Raw genomic sequence first — 17,628 nt, forward strand, 5'->3', positions numbered from 1 at the left:
ACTACTTTCGTAGTAAGTCGTTGTAACGATACCTCAACCGGTGAGCTTCAGTGGCTCACCCGGTGTTTTTCATCCCGGCTGCGATACCCTGAACGGTCAGCCGAAGGGTACGGCGCTCGGTTTCGGTCCGGTGGGACTGCTTGAGCAGGCGGACCTGCAACAGGTTCAGTGGGTCGACGTACGGGTTTCGGCGCTCGAGGTTCTCCTTGAGCCAGTCCCGCGAGAGCAGGCCGTCCTGCCCGGTGATCTCGAGCACCTTCTCGACGGTGTCCTCGTACTCCTCGACGATACGCGGGTAGATGCGCTCACGGAGTTCGGGGTCAGCGAGGTCGGCGTACTCCTCGGCGATGCCGAGGTCGGTCCGGGCGAGCGCCAGCGACGCGTTGTCGAGTTTCGTCCGGAAGAACGGCCAGTTCTCGTACATCTCCTGTAAGGTTTCCATGTCGCCGCCGTTTTCCAGGTAGGCGTCCAGCCCGGTCGAGATCGAGTACCAGCCGGGGATGATACAGCGGGCCTGCGTCCAAGAGAACACCCACGGGATGGCCCGGAGGTCCTCGACGCTACGGTCCTCGCTCCGGGAGGCCGGCCGCGAACCCATGTTGAGGTTCTCGATGACGGTGATGGGCGTCGCTTGGTCGAAGAACTCGACGAAGCCGTCGGTCTCGAGCAGGTCCTGGTACTCGTTGCGGGCGGCGTCGGCCGCTATCTCCATCGCCTCTTCCCACTCGTCGGGGATCTCCTCGACGGGCTCCTCGATCGCGTTTTGACGCGCCCGGATCTGGGCGTTGAGCATCTGTTCGAGGTTCCGCTCGGCGATGTCGTGGTTGGCGTACTTCTCGGCGATGGCCTCGCCCTGCTCGGTGAACTTGATCTGGCCGGTCACCGTCTCGTTTGGCAGGGCCAGCATGGCGTCGTTCATCGGACCGCCACCGCGGGAGATAGAGCCACCGCGGCCGTGGAACAGACGCATCTCCACGTCGTAGTCGTCGGTGATGTCCGCAAGTCGCTTCTGGTTGTTGTACAGCGACCAGTTGGCGGCGAGGAAGCCGTTCTCCTTGTTCGAGTCGGAGTATCCCAGCATGATTTCCTGGATGTTGTCCCGGGCCTCTAGTGCCTGGGAGTAGGCCTCGTTCTCGAACAGCGTGCCCATGATGCGGCGGGCACCGGAGAGGGCGTACTCCGACTCAAGCAGCGGGACCACGTCGAACCCGCAGTAGCCGGGCAGGTCGACGATGTCGACCTGGTCGGCGAGGAACAGGACCTCGAGCGCGTGGCTTGGTTCCTCACACCATGAGATGGCGTAGGTGTCTATGGCGTCGATGCCGAACTCGTTTTGCCAGTCGGCGGCCGCGAGGAAGCGTTCGAGGACGCGGGTGGCGTCCTCTGAGAGCCCCTCGGTGTCTTCCATGTCGATAACGGGGTTGTCCTGAAGGATCGCCTCGGTCAGGAACTCGACACGCTCGTCCTCGTCCATCGACGCATAGTCGATGCCTTGCCGGTCGACAGCCTCGGCGATAGCGTCGGTATGCATCTTCCGGTGGTCGCGTAAGTCGAGGCTAGCGAGGGTGAAGCCGAACGTCTCGACCTTGCGGATCAGTGGGTCGACGTGGGCCTCGGCGATGACCTCGGCGTCGTTCTCCCGGAGACTGTCGGCGATGACGCGGAGGTCGGTCAGCAGTTCCTCCTCGTTCTCGTAGCCGCCCTGGCGGACATCGCTGACTCGGATGACGGATTCGCGCATCAACCGGAGCTTCTGGCGGTAGGGCTCATCGGGATACCGTTCCTCGGCTTCAGTGGCAATGCCGGGGAGCCTAGACTTGTGGCGGTCCAGTCGCTCGTTGAACAGCGCGTCAGTCGCGATGTTCGAGGCGTCCTGACTCAGCACGCCGGAGAGCTCTTTGAGCTTGTTGCGGTACAGCGGCAGGACAGTGTCGCGCTGGCGCTCCAGCGTTTCCTCGGTCACTTCGGTGGTGACAAACGGGTTCCCGTCCCGGTCGGACCCGGCCCACGAGCGGAACTCGTAGAGCGTGTCGATGTCGATGTCCTCGTCGTACACGTCTTCGAGGGTGTGTTCGAGTTCGTCGTACACCTCGTCGATGACGTCGAACAGGACGTTTTCGAGGTACCACTGGACGTTCAGCGCCTCGTCGGTGACCTCCGGGCGGCGGTCACGGACCTGTGGGGTCTGCCAGAGGCTCGTCACTTCGGCGTCGAGGTTCCGCTCGATGCGCTTCCGTTCGCGGTCGGTGAGCCGCCGTTCGTCGAGTCGTTCGATGTCACGGGCGACCGACCGGAGCTTCGCCTTCACCGTCTTCCGTCGGGCCTCAGTCGGGTGGGCCGTGAACGTCGGCTGGATGAGCACGTCTTCGAGGACCTGCTCGAACTCCTCCGGATCTGCACCGCGTTCGGCCAAATCGCGGACAGCTTCCTCGACGCTGTCGGCCAGCACGCCTTCCTGACTGCCCTCTCGGATTTCGCGGACCCGTTCGCGCTCCTCGGCGAGATTGATAAGTTCGAAATAGGTGGTAAATGCGCGTGCGACAATATCCTGCGTCTCCGGGTTCAGTCGGTTCAGAGCCCGATGGACCTCCTCCCGCGTCTCGGCGTCTCCACGCCGGTAGTCGATACACGAGTTCCGGATCGTTTCCACCGTCTCGAATGCCTCGGTCGAGGTCTGTGCCTCCAGCACTTCGCCTAGGAGCGCACCCAGCTCCCGTACGTCCTGGTTTATCTCTCTGGCGTGCAAAGTCATACCACTTCATCCAGAACCGAGCCCTAAAACACTATTGAAACGGTGTATCAGGGATAGACGTTCGTGAAGAACCCGGTTGCGAGAAATAGCTATTATTAATCGTGGGGTTCTTTACCGTATCACACGAATCACACACGAGACAGTGGACTGCCAATGATAGATATCGTACTGGACATGGAGCAGTACGACTGCCCGTTCATCGACACGACGGCAGACCACGATGTCGCCTTTGCAGCGGTACACTGGGACTTCGACCAGCGCGCGCGGGAGCTGGAGACGCGGATGATCGTCGAAGCCGAGGATACGGGGGTACTCGATACGGGGCTGGACAGCTTGCAAGCCCACGAAAACATGAACGACTGTGCGCTGTTGCGCCGGGAAGACAACGCCGCTCACATCAGGACAACTATCGAAGAAACGGCGGCGATGCAGACCATCAGGGACAACGGCGGCTACATCACTGGGCCGTTCCACATCGAGGCGGGCAGCGAGACCTGGCACGTCGGCTTCGACCGCGGCCGGGACGCAGACACGACGCTCTCGGAACTGGACCGCGACAACGAGTACGACGTAATCGAACGCACGTCGACGACGCTCCCACAGCTGCAGGACCTCGTCCAGAACGCCGGCGCGGCGATGACGCTCGTCGACGGCTGTCGCGACCTCTCGGATACCGAACGCGAGACGCTGGAAACCGCCGTCTCCGAAGGGTACTTCGAGTCACCCCGTGATGCGACGCTGGGGTCGCTGGCCGAAGACTTCGGCGTGTCCAAACCTGCCGTTTCGAAGAACCTCCGGCGCGGCGAGCGGAAGATGATCGAACGCGTCGTCGAAGCGCTGGACGACATCGAGGATTGAGTTCGATGCCCCCGTTGGTCTGTTCGTTTCTCCGCTGGGAGTAATAGACCGTCACAAGACCTCCATCGCCACAAGAGAACACTGATGCTGTGGGTCAAAATATAGACCGCCCGCTGGTTCCATCCAGAGAGACAAAGCGAAACCGGCTGCCGCGCATGATTTCGGGACTGTGAGCTGATCGTCACATTCCTATGTCCGGACTCAGTACGAGTGCAGAAGCGGAGCCGACGGGTATAATATCTCGACTGAAAGTATTTTATACAACGCCATATTTGACATAATAATGGCTGGCGAAGACGCCGAATCATCTTCTGGAGGACTACTCTCAGCGCTTGGGCTAGCCCTCAAAACGGTATTCGGGCTACTCTTGGGAATTATACTCGCACCGTATCGTAGGTTTGCAAGACGGTTGCTTGCTGGGGCCATCCTGATCCCAATTGCCGGATTCCTCGGAGTGTTCATTTTCGCAGGTTTCGCGGGAGGGATGGAACTGTTTGACTTCCTCGGTGTGAACCGTCGGATTGGATTTCTGGTTTCAATCACAGTCGGAATGATGTTGCCGTGGGTGGTCATCCTCGGTATCCTGCATCGGTACACTGACCACGAAATTCTCTAATTACGTAGTGCGATTGAGACGGCTAGTAACGACCCATTCTTAGTTAGAATCTAATTCTGCCGATACCCAGTTCCCTGATTCACGCTGTGGACTGTGAAACGTTCTAAATACAGTAGGACTGTTCACTGCATCCTCACCAAGTTGCGGGAGACACCGGCAGGGATGTGAGAAAATATACACAAGATCTTCACAATATGAGAATGGATTCCGCCCATGGAAATTGGTAGGATACTTCGGGATCAAATTCCATCTATTGTTCTCAACTTAACTGGCCTCTATGTTTGTTGGGTGGGGATCAGGGAGTATCAGAGACACTGCGAATAGATCCCAGCCACGAACTCGGGCACCTAGCCGAAATTATAACTCTCGTGTACCTGCTCTTCGGCAGTACGCTACTGGCTGTGTCTGTGTGGGCATCATTTCGTCAGCGCCCAGTGATACCGACAGTGGTCCTTGTTTGGCTAGCCGCCGTCAAAGTGACCTTTGTTGCAGACGTCTATTCTATTTCGTCTAACACACAGTTCGTGGTGGCGCTTGGTCTGGGACTCTCTGCTATTCCACCGTTACTAACGTGGGTGACCGCTGAGGTGTACCGGATAACGGCTGCTGAAGCAGCTACGTGGCAGATGGCAAATAGTCCTGAGGGTATAATTCGCCGAGTGAGGAACGATATAGGCGGTCTACCGCCGTTTTTGTGCCAGTCCTGATACGGACGAGAACTGCGTTCTGGCCGCTGCGTTAACATGTTAACTCAGAACACTATGTGGCCGGCAGATCTACAATAATTTGTTATGCAGAATACGGCCACACGGAGGCGCGTTCTCGGCGCGCTCGGTGCCGGTGTTGTCGGGCTCAGCGGCTGTGTCAGTGACGACTCATCCATGACTGAACAGGACGATTCGGACGGCGGCACGACGGACAGTGGCACGAACGGTGAATCGGGCGGCGGCTCGATGCAGACGGTCAGTATCGGCGTCCTTCAGCCCCGCGCTGGCGACCTCAAGTACTACGGTGACCAGTCGCTGTGGGGGTTCCTCTCCGGGCTGGCATACAAGGGAGAGACCGACCCACCGACTGACCCCGGCAGCGGCGAGATTACGATTACCGCCGGTGACACGGAGTATCGCCTGTTGATACGGGACACGGAGTTCTCGGCGGATACGGCCCAGACGGCGGCGACGAACCTCGTCGAAAACGAAGACGTAGATATGCTCGCCGGGTGTGCGTCCTCGGCAGTCGCCAGCCGGGTCGTCACGACGGTCGTCAATCAGGCGCAGGTCCCCATCATGCTCGGGCCGGCGGCGTCGGCCGACATCACGTCCAATTCAGATACCTGTAGCGACCTCGTCTACCGGGCCAGCGAGAACACCGCGATGGATGCCCGCTCGGGCGGGAAATACGTCGCCAGAGAGACGGACGTGTCGAGCGTCTATCTGTTCGGCGCGGACTACAGCTTCGGCCGGGCAGTGGTCAACAACTACCGAGACGTATTGGAATCGGAGGGCGTCGATATCGTCGGCGAACGCTTCGTCGAGCAGGGCTACGCCGAGTGGGAAGGCCTGCTTGACAACGCCGAAGAAGCGGGTGCCGAGGGCGTCGTCGGCGGGTTCACGGTTGCGACACTTCCGGCGATGTTCAACGCCTTCCTCTCGGGTGAGTACTCCTGTCGGGTGTTCGGCGGGTTCGCCACCAGAATCACCAACAGCGTCGTTGGCGGGACGATGCAGAGCGTGCTCGGCGAGCCGCTGACCGAGGAGAAGATACGGGACTCCCGACTGGGGCCGTTCACGACACGCTACCACTGGAACCAGTACGACAACCCGATCAACGACGCCTTCGTCGACAGCTATACCAGCGCGTACGGCGTCGTCCCGGACCTGTTCTCGGCGGGGACCTTCACCGGTGCGTCGGCGATCCACCAGGCGGTCCAGGAGAGCGGGTCGACCGAGGGTGCGGACATCGCCGATGCCCTGAAAGGAATGACTGTCACCGACACGCCGAAAGGCGAGGGCGGCTACACTTTCCAAGGGTACAACAACCAGGCGCGCTCGGCGATGACCGTCGCAAACCCGATTCCCACGACCGACGAGTGGGCCGACAACTGGGGAGCCGCGATTATGCCCGGCGAACCGCTCGCCCGCATCAGCGCCGACGAGACGACCATTCCGCAGGACAGCGACCAGATGGACTGTTCACTGTAGGTATGCTCAGAACACAGGGACTGACCAAGGAGTTCGGGGGGCTTACCGCCGTCGACAGCGTCGACTTCGAACTTGACGCCGAACTCTGCTCGCTCATAGGCCCGAACGGGGCCGGCAAGACGACGTTCTTCAATCTGCTGACCGGGACCCTCTCGCCCACCGAGGGTACGGTCGAACTCCGTCGTGACGGGACCTGGGAGGATATCACCGACGCGTCGCCCCACGAGACGGCCAGCAAGGGCATCCACCGCTCCTACCAAGTGACGAACGTCTTCCCCAACAGCACGGTTCTGGAGAACGTCCGGGTCGCGGAACAGGCCCACAGCGACGACGCCACGTCGTTCTGGCGCAACGTCGACCACTACGACGAGTTCACCGAGCGCGCCCACGAGATTCTCGACCGGGTCGGACTCTCACATCGGGCAGAGGACCTCGCGAGCACACTGAGCCATGGCGCGAAGCGCAAGCTCGAAGTCGCTATCGCGCTAGCGGGCGACCCCGCGGTCCTCCTGCTCGACGAGCCAAACGCCGGCGTCTCCTCGGAGAGCGTCGACGAGATCCGGGCCCTCATCGAAGCAGTGGCGGAGGATTACCCAGTCCTGCTGGTCGAGCACAACATGGACATCGTGATGGGTGTCTCCGACCGCGTCGTCGTACTCCATCAGGGCGCAGTCATCGCTGACGGGCCGCCGGCGGAGGTGCGGGCCAACCCCGACGTACAGTCGGCGTATCTCGGTGGCTACGAACCGGGCAGTCTGGATGACGATACGACTGCGGCCGGGTCCGACCGGGACTCGGAGGGGGGGATGGCGTGAGCCTGCTCGAACTCGACGGCGTCCACACGTACTACGGCGACAGCCACATCCTCGAAGGCGTCGACCTCTCCGTCGAGGCGGGAGAAGTGGTCGCACTCGCGGGGCGCAACGGCGTCGGTAAGACGACGACACTCCGGACCATCCTTCAATTGACGCCGCCTCGCGAGGGGTCGATCACGTTCCGCGACGAGTCGCTGGTCGGGCTGGAAACGCACGAGGTCGCTGAGCGCGGGCTTGGCTGGATTCCGGAGGACCGTCGGATGTTCAGCCAACTCAGTGTCGAGGAGAACCTCCGGGCGGCGATACCGGACCCCGACGACGTGCGCGACGGCCTCCGACTGGCCTTCGACTCGTTCCCCATCCTCGAAGAACGACGCGGACAGGACGCTGGCACGCTGTCGGGCGGCCAACAGCAGATGCTCGCCATCGCTCGCGGCTTGGTCGGCGATAACGATCTGCTGCTAGTCGACGAACCGAGCGAAGGACTGGCCCCACAGATCGTCGCCGACGTGGCCGAGGCGCTGTCGAAAGCCAGCGAGGACGTGACGATGCTGCTGGTCGAGCAGAACCTCCCGCTGGCACTCGATCTGGCAGACCGGTTCTACATCATCGACAAGGGCCGTGTCGTCGACGACGGCGAGACGGCGGCGGTGACCGCCGACGACGAACGGTTCAGGAGGTATCTGTCGGCATGATCGTCGACGCGCTCGCGGAGTTTCTGACGCTCGGCGAACTCGGCGGTGTCATCGTCAACGGGCTCGCCAAATCGGCGCTGTACGTGATGATCGCCAGCGGCCTCACACTCATTTTCGGCCTGATGGGCGTGTTGAACTTCGCCCACGGGTCGCTGACGATGGTCGGAGCCTACCTCGGCGGTCTCCTGATGGTGGTGACGGTCACCGGCGGGACAGACCCGCTGACTCGTCTCGGCCTGTTCTTCATCGCCATCGTCGTCGTGTTCGCGCTGCTGACGGTGCTGGGCGGGGCCATCGAGACGACCATCATCCGGCCGCTGTACGACCGACCGCCGATATACCAGATCCTGCTAACGTTCGGGCTGACGCTCGTTATCGAGGAGGTCGTCCGCATCGTCTTGGGAGTCTACGACCTCCAGCCGCTGTCGGACTGGCAGGCCGCCCTGGCGACCAAACCGCAGTTCCTGCGCGAACCGGTCGCCCTCGGTCCCGTCAGCGCCGGGTGGATGTCGCTGTTCCAGATACTCCTCGGTACGGTCACGGTGCTTGGCATCTGGGCGTTCCTCACGCGGACCCGCTATGGCCTGTACATCCGCGCCGGGAGCGAGGACGCGGAGATGGCGTCGGCGCTCGGTATCGACGTTCGTCAGGTGTTTACCGTCGTGTTCGCGCTGGGTATCGGCCTGGCCGGCGCAGCCGGAACGCTGCTGATGTGGGACCCGACCTGGGGTGCGAGCGTCCCGCTCGCGGCCGAGACGCTGCTGCCGGCGTTCATCGTCGTCATCGTCGGCGGCCTCGGGACCTTCCGGGGCACCGTCGTCGCCGCACTAGTTGTCGGGATGGCCGACGCGGTGACGACCTGGTGGTTCCAGAACGTCATCGAGTTCACGGGCCTGCCGGAACTCGTCCTGTTCCTAGTGCTCGTGGTAACGCTCATCGTCCGTCCGCAGGGCCTCTTTGGTGTCGAGGAGGTGGGGGGCCATTAGCGCCAAAACCGAGGCCGACGCTGAGGCGGCGTCCGAGCCACCGGCGACGACTGTGGAAACGGGATGGCCCCGTGAATACCTGCGGGACCACACCGCCCACATCCTCGTCATCGCCCTGCTGGCGCTATACCCGCCGGTGTATCACATCCTGTTGAATTCGCCGGTCAGCGCCGAGACACAGATGCTCCTGCCGACGGTGGAGACGATGGTCGGCGTCCTGTACTTCGGCCTCTTTGCCATCTCGTTTGACTTCATCAGCGGCTACACCGGCTACCTCTCGTTTGGCCACGCGGTGTTCTATGGTACCGGCGCGTACACCGTCATCCTCATCGCCAACGGGAAGCTGCCGCTGCTTGGCCCCGGGACGCCGTTCATGCTGTCGCTGCTGGTCGGCGGTCTCATCGCCGTCGTGCTGGCGATGCTCGTCGGCCTCGTTTCGTTCCGCCTGTCGGGCGTCTACTTCGCGATGATCACACTCGGCTTCGCGCAAGTGTTCTACGTGTTCGTCCGCGGCTGGGACTACGTGGCGACCAACCCCCGGGACGGCCCGGCGGTCGGGCCGAGCCACGCCGAGGGCTTTCAGATCGGGGTCCCCGGTATCGACCAGCTATCGCTGTCGATCGGCGTCCTCACCGGCGACGAGGTAGCCCTGCTTGGGTCGACGCTGTCCGGGACGGAAGTGTCCTACTACATGATCGGCCTCGTCGTCCTGGCCTGTTACTTCGCCATGCAGCGGGTCATCCACTCCCCGTTCGGCCGAGTGATGATTGCCATCAGGGAAAACGAGGAGCGCGCCGTCGCCATCGGCTACAACACGTATCTGTACAAGCTCGGGGCCTTCGCCATCAGCGGCTTCTTCGCTGCCGTTGCCGGTGGCCTATTCGCCGGCTTCAAGCGCTCGGCCAGCCCGGAGAACGCCTTTTACTTCCTGGTGACCGGCGACGCCCTGCTGGCGAGTATCATCGGCGGCTTCGGGACCCTCGCCGGGTCGCTGTACGGCCACCTGTTCGACGAAACGGTGAGAGAGTTCCTCTCGAAAGCCGGACAGGGCGGCGGCCTGTTGCCTTACCTCCGTGCGCTGCTGGGGCAGGAAACGCTTGACTTGACTCTGGTCGGGGACACGACCATCGGCGGGTTCATCGACCTGCTGTTGAACGGTCACGCGAGCCTCTACGTCGGCCTCGTGTTCGTGCTGTTCGTCCTCTACGTCCCCGACGGCCTGACCGGGACGCTTCGGGCGCGTCTCGGCGGGACGTTCGCCGAGGCGTTGCCGGCGAAGCTCTGGGGTGATTCGGAATGACGAAACCAGTGAAAACGACCGTCGAACCGCCTGACAGAACGACGACCTGGGCGTGGGGCGGCCGCTCTCCACCGGGTCGGCCCACGGCGGCGCATCGACAGCAAGACGACACGCGGTGTGACCACCCGAACACGGAGCCAGTAGAGCAATGACTGCGGAACCGGATTACTTGAAGGATATCCAACCAGAATCAGTCAGTATGCAATACGCAACCAACGACGGCGTCTCGCTCGCCTACGAGCGCGAGGGGCCGCCCGACGCCGAGACCGTCATCTTCGTCGAGGGGATTGGCTACGGCCGCTGGATGTGGCTGTGGCAACAGGAGACGCTCGTCGACGAGTACCAGACCATCGTGTGGGACAACCGCGGCACCGGGGACTCCGACGAACCGGAGGGGCCGTACACGATGAGTCAGATGGCAAGTGATCTGGAGGCCGTACTCGACGAGGTCGGCATCGAGCGGGCCCACATCGTCGGGGCCAGCATGGGCGGGATGATCGCCCAGCAATACGCCTTGGAGTACGACCGGGCCAGGTCGCTGACGCTCATGTGTACCTCACCGGGCGGCCCGGAGGCCAAGCCTGTCCCCGAGGAGACACAGCAGCGGATGTTCGCCGTCCCCAATGACCTCGACGAGCGCGAACTCCGGCGGTACAAGATGCAGCCAGCGCTCTCGGATTCGTTCATGGGCGCCCACGAGGACCTCATCGAGCGCATCATCGACTGGCGCATCGACAGCGACGCCAGCGACCAGGCACTGGAATGGCAAGGCGCGGCGGTCCAGGCGTTCGACGCGTCGGATCGCCTCAATGACATCACAGTTCCGGCTCTGGTCATCCACGGGACAGCCGACGAGGTGGTTCCCTACGAGAACGGCAAACTGCTGGCGCGGGGCTTGCCAAACGCCGACTTCGTCACCGTCCACGGCGGTCCGCATCTGCTGTTCATCGAAGAGTACGAGCGAGTCAACACACAGATCCGGGAGTTCATCGATGATGTCTGAAATAGGTCCCGACGCCCCGCAGGAGTGGGTCGGTGCCTGGAGCGAGCGCCGGGCCGCGCTCACGCCGGACCGTGAAGGACTGATCGACGCGACGACCGGCAAACGGCTCACCTATGCCGAACTGGACCGGCGAGCGAACCGGACTGCTCGACTGCTCAGGCAGTACGGTGTCGGCGCGGACGACGAGGCTGCTGGCTCTGACACTGCCGGCACCGTTGCCGTCGTCTCGCGGAACCGCCCCGCCGTCGTCGACCTGTTCTTTGCTACCGGCAAGATCGGGAGTCGACTGGCCCCACTGTCCCACCGCCTCGCACCCCCGGAACTCGCCGAACTCCTCGACCGCGTGGCCCCGGAAGTCCTCATCGTCGAGGCACCCTTCGCCGAAACTGTCTCGACGGCTCTAGAGACAGCAGACGCGACGGCCCCCCAACTCATCTATCTCGAAACCGCCACTGACGGCGCGTCCTCGGCTACCACGCTCGACAGCACGCCCTACGCTTCGGCCCTCCCCGAGGACGACACGCCCGTCGGGACAGCGACGCCGGCCCCCGGCGACACGCACCTCCTCCTCCACACCGGCGGGTCGACGGGAACGCCAAAGGAGACGGAAATCACGCATCGCAACATCGTCTGGAACTCCCTGAACACGATCACGGCCTGGGGCCTGCGCGAGGACGACGTGACGCCGATGGTGTTCCCGATGTTCCATACCGGTGGCTGGAACGTCCTCACCGTCCCGCTGTGGCACATGGGGGGGACAGTGGTCATCGCCCGCGAATTCGACCCTGGCGACGTGCTTGAGACCCTCGACGCGGAGGACGGGACCGTCCTCGTCGCTGTCCCGGCCATCCTGCGGATGATGACCCAGCACGACCGCTGGACGGAGACGGACCTCTCGTCGCTCCGCTTCGCCAAGTCCGGGGGTGGCCCCTGCCGCAAGAGCGTGATGGAGACGTGGTGGGATCGCGGTGTCGACCTCTCGCAGGGATACGGCCTCACTGAATGCGGCCCGAACAACTTCGCGATGCCCGAGGGCTGGCCCCGAGGGAAGGCTGATTCCGTCGGTAAGCCGGCGATGCACGTCGACGCCAGAGTCGTCGAACCCGAAGGTTCGAACGAGAAAGACGATCAAACCAGCCAACGAAAGACAGTCGATGCTGACACCGTCGGGGAACTCCAGTTGCGCTCGCCCCACGCCGCGACGGGCTACCTCGACAATCCCGAGGCCACTGCCGAGACGTTCGGCGACGGTTGGGTGTCCACCGGTGACCTCGCTCGCGTCGACGCGGACGGCTACTACTACATCGAAGGCCGCACCAAGCACATGTTCGTCAGCGGCGGCGAAAACGTCTATCCCGCGGAGGTCGAGGACGCTATCGCCGACCATCCCTCGGTCGGTGAAGTCGTCGTGATTCCGGTTCCCGACGACAGGTGGGGACAGGTCGGGAAGGCCGTGATCGAACCCGCCACCGGCGTTCGTTCGGACGATGCTGACGGTCGGCCGTTGACCCTCGACGAACTCCGGACGTTCCTCGATGACCGTCTGGCCCGGTACAAGCACCCCCGAGACATCGCGTTCGTCGAGGCGATGCCGACAAGCGGCCCGGACAAAATAGATCGGGGAGCAGTCTCGGACCGCTTTGGGGCGTAATCCGTCATTGCAGGCGTAACTTCAAGAGGGATGATGCAGTTCTATTTACACAATATGTCTGACACGTATGCAATTGCGGACTCAATACACGTGTTGCAGGTAGATGAGACCCCGCTACTCGACAAGACCGCAGAGTTCCCGGACAGACGGGGACCGGATTCGTTTACACTGACTACGACTGACCGGGCTGACAGTGCGCTGGAACATCTCGAAGACGACGCTATCGATGGCATCGTTGTCGCGGACGACCTCCCGGACCGGTCCGGTCGTGCGTTCGCTGACACGGTCCGCGAGCGGGACAGCACTGTTCCGGTACTGTTGCTGACCGAGTCGGAATCCGTCGCCAGTGACGCGGTCTCGAACGGGGTCACCGACGTTTTCAGAAGAGACGCGGCTGTCGACCATAGCCACCTCCTCGCCAATCGGATTCGGTTGCTCGTCGAACATCACCAGTCGACAGAGATCGCTAGCCAGACCAGACGGCGACTCACGGAGCTGGCGGAACAGTCGAACGAACTGCTGTGGGTGTTCTCCGGGGACTGGTCCGAGATACAGTTCGTCAATCCGGCATACGAAACGATCTACGGCCGCTCCGTGGATTCCTTGCAGGCGAACCCCGCGGAGTTCATGACAGCAATCCACCACACGGACCAGAAGAGGGTCATACAGGCGATGCAACGCGTCTCAGCCGGCGACGCTGCCGACCTCGAATTCCGGATCATCAAACCGGATGGCGAACAGCGCTGGGTGCGGGCCGAGGCGCAACCCATTGTTGAGGATGGCACAGTCACCAGAATCGTCGGGGCCTCGCGTGACATCACCGAGCGGAAGCGACGCGAGTCCGAACGCGCTACGGAACTGGATAGCCCCGACACGCCGGTCGATGCAGTGCCGGATCTGTTCTATGAACTCGACGAGAACGGCGATCTGATTCGCTGGAATGACGCACTGGCGGCAGACACCGGTCAGGAAGATGCTGATCTCGCATCGATGACTCTGGCAGGCCTCTTCGCCACATCCGATCGTGAGACCGTTCGCCAAAGTATCGAGTCGGCTTTTGAGACCGGTGAGACATCGTTCGAAGCCGATCTGCTGACCGCCGACGGAACGACAGTCCCGTACGAATTCACCGGCGGCCGGATAACAGCTGCTGACGGCTCGACGCTCGGCGTGGCCGGTATCGGACGGGAGATTTCTACCCGCGACAGTCATCAACAGGCTCTTGAACAACAAAACGAGCGCCTCGACGAGTTCGCCAGCGTCGTCAGTCACGACCTCCGGAACCCGCTTGACGTTGCCCGGGGCCAGCTAGAACTCGCCCAGATGGAGCACGACAGCGAGCATCTCGATGCAGTCAAGCGAGCCCACGACCGTATCGGACAGCTCATCGAGGACCTCCTGACGCTGGCCCGGAACGGCGAGGCCGCACTCGACAGCGAGCCGGTGCCGCTCCAGACCGTCGTCGAGCAGTGCTGGCACACCGTCGAGACCGGCGACGCGACACTGGAGCTACAGACCTCGGCCGTAGTCCGCGCGGACCCCAGCCGACTCCGGCAGCTGTTCGAGAACCTGATCCGCAACAGCGTAGAACACGGACAGACGCCACACATCGAGAGACAGGAAGACACCGGCGAGCAGCGTGCGACACCCTCGGTCTCACAGTCGCAGGAAGCAGCCGTCGACCTGACGGTAACCGTCGGTGAACTGAACGACGGGTTTTATATCGCGGACGACGGCGTCGGGATTCCGGCCGACGAGCGAGGGGACGTGTTCGATGGCGGCCATTCGCTGGCTTCGGGGCCCGGGTTCGGCCTCCGAATCGTCGATCAAATCGTCGATACCCACGGCTGGTCGATAAGAGTCGCAGAAAGCGACGCCGGTGGTGCTCGCTTCGAGATCACCGGCGTCGAGTTCGAGACGGCGTAACTGTGCCGCCGTGAGTGGTATCGGGTGACCACCACGTCACCCGGTGCCGCCCCAGTCAACACCAACGATGGGGGCCGAACCTTACGCTTCGTCGAAGACGGTATCGCCCTCGACGACGTGCTCTTCGACAGCGTCGAGATCGAGCGTCAGCCCGAGGCCCGGTTCTTCCGGAATCTCGATGTAGCCGTCCTCGATGACGGTCTCCTCGACCAGATCGTCCCACCAGCCGAGTTCGTAGGAGTGGTACTCGACGGCCAGTGAGTTCGGAACAGACGCCCCGACGTGGGCACTCGCCATCGTCGCAACCGGCGAGGAGACGTTATGCATCGCGACCGGGATGTAGTACTGGTTCGCCACGTCGGCGACCTTGCGCGTCTCGCGCATCCCACCGACTTTCGGCATATCCGGCGCGATCATGTCGACGGCCTGATTCTCGATGAGCCGCCGCTCCTCGGTGACGCGGTAGCGGTTCTCGCCCACAGTGATCGGCGTCGTCGTGGACTTGGTGACCTCCTCCTGCACTTCGAGGTTCTCCGGCGGGACGGGGTCTTCGAGCCACCAGACGTCGTACTCCTCGATGGCATCGGCGAGGCGTTTGCCGGAGCTGCCCGAGAACGTCCAGTGACAGTCGAATGCCACGTCGGCCTCGTCTTTGACCTCTTCTGTGACCTTCTCGACGATCTCGGCCTTGTGACGGATCTCGCCCGGGCGGAGGTGGCGGTTCGCACGGTCCTTTTCGAGGCCGCTCGGCACGTCGAGGTCGAACTTCAGGGCGTCGTAACCCAGTTCGTCGACGACGCGGCGGGCCTCCTCGGCACAGGCGTCGGCGTCGGCCTCCTCCTCGGTGTGGCAGTCACAGTACACGCGCATCTCGTCGCGGTACTTCCCACCGAGAAGCTGGTAGGCCGGCACTTCGAGGATCTTGCCCGCGAGGTCGTGCAGTGCGACTTCGATGCCAGCGATAGCCGTCACCGTGACACCCTCGACGCTCCCTTCACCACTCATCTTCTGGATGAGGTGCTCGTAGAGTCGGTCGATGTCCAGTGGGTTCTCGCCGACGACGAACGGCTTCATCCGTTCGATGAGTTCCGGGACGCCCGCGCCCCAGTAGGCCTCGCCCGTGCCGACGATGCCTGCATCGGTGTAGATTCGAACGAGCGTCCACGGGAAGTTCCCGTCGACCATCGTCGTCTGAACGTCGGTGATCTCCACGTCGCGGCCGCCACCGCGCTTGGCAGTAACGCCCATTGTCTCCGCAGAGAGCTCCCGCATCGTGTACTCTGCGTTCGGGTCGTGCAGGTCAGCGTAGTCTACGTCGTTTGCCTTTCCCATACCCCTCGCTTGCTATCGGCGTTACAAAAGTGTAGAGGAAATCGGTTTCACTCTGTGACGACGCTACGCGGTCACTGCCGCCCGCCTTCGGTTCGTAATCGCTACCGAGATATTCGAACCTACCTGTTCCGTATAAGTTGAAGTGGGACCGCCGAGATTCGAACTCAGGTCCGACGCACCCCATGCGCCGAGGATACCGCTACCCCACGGTCCCGCACTTCGTGAGAGGAGGGTGGTTTAATTAAGGGCTTCGTTTTCTCGACGGCCCAATAGGATGAAACCAGTGACAGCGAGGGGGTTCAACGGGCGCGTGTCAGTCGGCGACTTTGATATCGGGACTGTCGATAGTGACGTTCTCAAGCGACCAGCCCTCAGCCGCGGACCGAGCGTCGATACCGATGGCATTCTTTTCAGCAGTCACAGAGATAGTCGATTCAGAGACAGTCCACGACGCGTTGGTCTTGATGGCGTGGATTCCTTGCTGCCGACTCTCGATGGTCGTGTTCTGGATGGTCCACGCACCGGTCGTTCGTGCGGTGAAGACCCCGATATCGCGAGTGTCGAGAGTGGAATCTTCGAGTGTCCACGCGCCGCCGGAAAAGGCGGTTACGAGACCGATGTCGCTTCGGCTGGCCGTCAGGTCGGTCACCGTCCAGTCACCATCGCTGTTGATAGCTTTGACGCCTGTATCGCTTCGGCGGACCTCCGTGTTCTGGACCGACCAGTCACCAGTTGTCCCAGAGGCGTCGACGCCGTCCGCACCGGACCGGTCGACGACGACCGCTGTGATCGTCCAGTCGCCGGAGGACTCACGGACGTCGGCGCCGTCACCGCCGACTTCAACAAAGCGGGTGTCGCGAATCGTCCAGTCGCCGCTGGTGCCACGGGCGAACACGCCGCTGTAGGTCGTGCTGGCGACGGCGGCGTCCTCGATAGTCCAGTTCCCGGTCGTGTTTGGTGCGTAAACGCCGACGTCAGCAGCGATAACAGTCGTGTCACTGACCGTCCAATCACCGCTGGTTCCGTTAGCGGCGACGCCAAAGCGGTAGTTTCGTACGGTGAACCCAGTGACGTTCGGTTCGGCGGTGCCGGCCACCGTGACGCCGGTCCCATTGACGAACCGCGACCCGTCCAGTATTGCCCGGTCGGGTGCGACGAGAGTGATGCTCTCGTTGACACTGACCTCTTCGTAGTAGGTACCCGGCTGGACTTCGACAGTGTCACCGCTGTCGGCGGCATTCACGGCGGCCTGTATCGACCGATAATCAGCACTCCCGGATTTATCGACGGTCAGCGTCTCCTGTCCTGTCTGGGCTCCAGCCGCGCCGGCTGGCACGACAGCCAGTGTCAGCATGATCGACAACAGGAGGGCAGGTAGTCTCGTACGCGTGTCGCTCATATTTGGAATAGTAGGGTCCGAATAGATGTAAACCGTAGTGTTCTTTCACCCGTCGGCGACAGGCCGCTGCGGTAAAGCTGGAAATACCAGCGAC

General features: G+C 62.5%; 13 protein-coding genes and 1 tRNA gene. 10 read left to right on the forward strand and 4 right to left on the reverse strand.

Features of this window, described 5'->3' with window-relative positions; translation table 11 throughout:
- Positions 1–55 precede the first annotated feature (55 nt).
- Positions 56–2,752: a phosphoenolpyruvate carboxylase gene (ppc, locus tag ACYJ11_RS13120; RefSeq protein WP_461648097.1), complete on the reverse strand. Its 2,697-nt coding sequence runs from the start codon at positions 2,750–2,752 to the stop codon at positions 56–58.
- A 153-nt stretch (positions 2,753–2,905) separates the two neighbouring features.
- Between ppc and ACYJ11_RS13125 the strand changes: the two genes are divergently transcribed.
- The 10 genes from ACYJ11_RS13125 to ACYJ11_RS13170 all read left to right on the forward strand — a co-directional run bounded on the left by ACYJ11_RS13125 (position 2,906) and on the right by ACYJ11_RS13170 (position 14,803).
- A complete protein-coding gene (locus ACYJ11_RS13125) occupies positions 2,906–3,610 on the forward strand; it encodes a helix-turn-helix domain-containing protein (RefSeq protein ID WP_461648098.1) in 705 nt (234 codons plus the stop codon).
- A 283-nt stretch (positions 3,611–3,893) separates the two neighbouring features.
- Positions 3,894–4,226: a hypothetical protein gene (locus ACYJ11_RS13130; RefSeq protein WP_188976672.1), complete on the forward strand. Its 333-nt coding sequence runs from the start codon at positions 3,894–3,896 to the stop codon at positions 4,224–4,226.
- 791 nt (positions 4,227–5,017) lie between these two features.
- On the forward strand, positions 5,018–6,427 hold the full coding sequence (locus ACYJ11_RS13135; protein WP_461648099.1) for an ABC transporter substrate-binding protein: 1,410 nt from the start codon (positions 5,018–5,020) through the stop codon (positions 6,425–6,427).
- A gap of 2 nt (positions 6,428–6,429) precedes the next feature.
- Entirely contained in the window at positions 6,430–7,242 is an 813-nt protein-coding gene (locus tag ACYJ11_RS13140; protein WP_461648100.1) for an ABC transporter ATP-binding protein, read from the forward strand.
- Positions 7,239–7,937, forward strand: a complete 699-nt coding sequence (locus tag ACYJ11_RS13145; protein ID WP_461648101.1) for an ABC transporter ATP-binding protein — start codon at positions 7,239–7,241, stop codon at positions 7,935–7,937. The genes ACYJ11_RS13140 and ACYJ11_RS13145 overlap by 4 nt, the downstream gene beginning before the upstream one ends.
- Positions 7,934–8,923 (forward strand): branched-chain amino acid ABC transporter permease, encoded by a 990-nt coding sequence (locus tag ACYJ11_RS13150; RefSeq protein ID WP_461648102.1) that lies wholly within the window; start codon positions 7,934–7,936, stop codon positions 8,921–8,923. The genes ACYJ11_RS13145 and ACYJ11_RS13150 overlap by 4 nt, the downstream gene beginning before the upstream one ends.
- A gap of 136 nt (positions 8,924–9,059) precedes the next feature.
- Complete coding sequence (locus tag ACYJ11_RS13155; RefSeq protein ID WP_461648441.1) at positions 9,060–10,223, forward strand: branched-chain amino acid ABC transporter permease; 1,164 nt, start codon at positions 9,060–9,062, stop codon at positions 10,221–10,223.
- A gap of 148 nt (positions 10,224–10,371) precedes the next feature.
- Positions 10,372–11,226: an alpha/beta fold hydrolase gene (locus ACYJ11_RS13160; RefSeq protein ID WP_461648103.1), complete on the forward strand. Its 855-nt coding sequence runs from the start codon at positions 10,372–10,374 to the stop codon at positions 11,224–11,226.
- Entirely contained in the window at positions 11,219–12,877 is a 1,659-nt protein-coding gene (locus ACYJ11_RS13165) for an AMP-binding protein (RefSeq protein ID WP_461648442.1), read from the forward strand. Before ACYJ11_RS13160 ends, ACYJ11_RS13165 begins: the two co-directional genes overlap by 8 nt.
- A 54-nt stretch (positions 12,878–12,931) precedes the next feature.
- Complete coding sequence (locus ACYJ11_RS13170; RefSeq protein ID WP_461648104.1) at positions 12,932–14,803, forward strand: PAS domain-containing sensor histidine kinase; 1,872 nt, start codon at positions 12,932–12,934, stop codon at positions 14,801–14,803.
- Between the two features lie 81 nt (positions 14,804–14,884).
- Here the strand turns inward: ACYJ11_RS13170 and ACYJ11_RS13175 are convergent, their stop codons facing one another.
- From ACYJ11_RS13175 to ACYJ11_RS13185, 3 genes are all read right to left on the reverse strand, one after another.
- Entirely contained in the window at positions 14,885–16,135 is a 1,251-nt protein-coding gene (locus ACYJ11_RS13175; RefSeq protein ID WP_005534800.1) for a mandelate racemase/muconate lactonizing enzyme family protein, read from the reverse strand.
- Positions 16,136–16,278: 143 nt separating this feature from the next.
- A tRNA-Pro gene (locus ACYJ11_RS13180) sits at positions 16,279–16,349 on the reverse strand.
- A 99-nt stretch (positions 16,350–16,448) separates the two neighbouring features.
- Positions 16,449–17,534 (reverse strand): right-handed parallel beta-helix repeat-containing protein, encoded by a 1,086-nt coding sequence (locus tag ACYJ11_RS13185; RefSeq protein WP_461648105.1) that lies wholly within the window; start codon positions 17,532–17,534, stop codon positions 16,449–16,451.
- Positions 17,535–17,628 lie beyond the last annotated feature (94 nt).

The sequence above is a fragment of the Haloarcula sp. H-GB5 genome (genome assembly GCF_054850705.1).

What these genes read in the sequence shown, in the direction of transcription:
- ppc (WP_461648097.1), bottom strand. Translation starts at nt 2,752, where the DNA reads ATGACTTTGCACGCCAGAGAGATAAACCAGGACGTACGGGAGCTGGGT.
- ACYJ11_RS13125 (WP_461648098.1), top strand. Translation starts at nt 2,906, where the DNA reads ATGATAGATATCGTACTGGACATGGAGCAGTACGACTGCCCGTTCATC.
- ACYJ11_RS13130 (WP_188976672.1), top strand. Translation starts at nt 3,894, where the DNA reads ATGGCTGGCGAAGACGCCGAATCATCTTCTGGAGGACTACTCTCAGCG.
- ACYJ11_RS13135 (WP_461648099.1), top strand. Translation starts at nt 5,018, where the DNA reads ATGCAGAATACGGCCACACGGAGGCGCGTTCTCGGCGCGCTCGGTGCC.
- ACYJ11_RS13140 (WP_461648100.1), top strand. Translation starts at nt 6,430, where the DNA reads ATGCTCAGAACACAGGGACTGACCAAGGAGTTCGGGGGGCTTACCGCC.
- ACYJ11_RS13150 (WP_461648102.1), top strand. Translation starts at nt 7,934, where the DNA reads ATGATCGTCGACGCGCTCGCGGAGTTTCTGACGCTCGGCGAACTCGGC.
- ACYJ11_RS13160 (WP_461648103.1), top strand. Translation starts at nt 10,372, where the DNA reads ATGACTGCGGAACCGGATTACTTGAAGGATATCCAACCAGAATCAGTC.
- ACYJ11_RS13165 (WP_461648442.1), top strand. Translation starts at nt 11,219, where the DNA reads ATGTCTGAAATAGGTCCCGACGCCCCGCAGGAGTGGGTCGGTGCCTGG.
- ACYJ11_RS13170 (WP_461648104.1), top strand. Translation starts at nt 12,932, where the DNA reads ATGTCTGACACGTATGCAATTGCGGACTCAATACACGTGTTGCAGGTA.
- ACYJ11_RS13175 (WP_005534800.1), bottom strand. Translation starts at nt 16,135, where the DNA reads ATGGGAAAGGCAAACGACGTAGACTACGCTGACCTGCACGACCCGAAC.
- ACYJ11_RS13185 (WP_461648105.1), bottom strand. Translation starts at nt 17,534, where the DNA reads ATGAGCGACACGCGTACGAGACTACCTGCCCTCCTGTTGTCGATCATG.